This is a genomic window from Treponema sp. R8-4-B8, assembly GCF_054786175.1.
Genome location: NZ_BDHE01000167.1, coordinates 1 through 788, shown reverse-complemented (window position 1 = coordinate 788; position 788 = coordinate 1). Strand labels below are relative to the sequence as shown.

General features: G+C 37.9%; 3 protein-coding genes. All 3 read left to right on the top strand.

Annotated elements, in window-relative coordinates; translation table 11 throughout:
• A partial coding sequence (locus ACYVRA_RS07650) for a YncE family protein (RefSeq protein ID WP_461252143.1) occupies window positions 1–192 on the top strand: 192 nt, incomplete at its 5' end.
• Between the two features lie 46 nt (window positions 193–238).
• Window positions 239–556 (top strand): hypothetical protein, encoded by a 318-nt coding sequence (locus tag ACYVRA_RS07645; RefSeq protein WP_461252142.1) that lies wholly within the window; start codon window positions 239–241, stop codon window positions 554–556.
• Window positions 546–788, top strand: a 243-nt coding sequence (locus ACYVRA_RS07640; RefSeq protein ID WP_461252141.1) for a hypothetical protein, incomplete at its 3' end; no start/stop codon positions are given. The genes ACYVRA_RS07645 and ACYVRA_RS07640, both read left to right, overlap by 11 nt.

Genomic DNA, 788 nt, shown 5'->3' with positions numbered 1-788 from the left:
TTTGATAGTGATAGCGGTTACATAGATATATTTGATACGGATACAGGTATTAAAATACGTGATCTTTGGCCATGGGGAATACCCCAATCATTAACATGGACACCAGACGGCAGACGGATCATCACTGCTTGTAATTTCAGTGACGCTAAAGTTATCAAGGTGTATGACGCATTGAGCGGGAAGGAATTGTAGAGAATGGAAATGAGCAGATACCAGGTGTTGCCTGAAAGGAGACGCTATGAAGTACGACAAAGTTTTTGACAATGTAACAAAAGCGCTTCTTATCCCTTTATGGCTGACACTGCTAATCGAACCTGTAAAGAATTACCCATGGATTCTTTACACCGCTCTTGGTATTACCACATTGTTGTTACTGGTATATCTTATTCTTGGTATCCATAAACTGCGCATAATATGGGATTCCTATTTTAACAAAAAGTGTAGAAAAATTGACGAATTGATCCAAAAAACATGGAAGAAATTCAAAAAGATCATTGCTGAAACAAATAATATCAGCGTAATTAATTACGCCCTTGAAACACTACGTGAACATTGAAAACGATGCCCAATATGCCATTGAACCTCCTACCGGTGATGATGCTGATGCTGCTTTTTTTAGCTACTTGGATATAAGTATTACCATTGAGCTTGGCAGGGAAGCGATCAATGCAATTATTGCAGAACTGCCGGATACAACTGATTATGAGGAAATCATTAAATTGCTTCTTTCATCAGCTCCATGGACACGGGAAACTTTTGAAATATATATTAAAAACGAATCGGACAAT

Excerpts from the sequence above, each read along its gene's own strand:
- ACYVRA_RS07645 (WP_461252142.1), top strand. The coding sequence starts at position 239 with ATGAAGTACGACAAAGTTTTTGACAATGTAACAAAAGCGCTTCTTATC.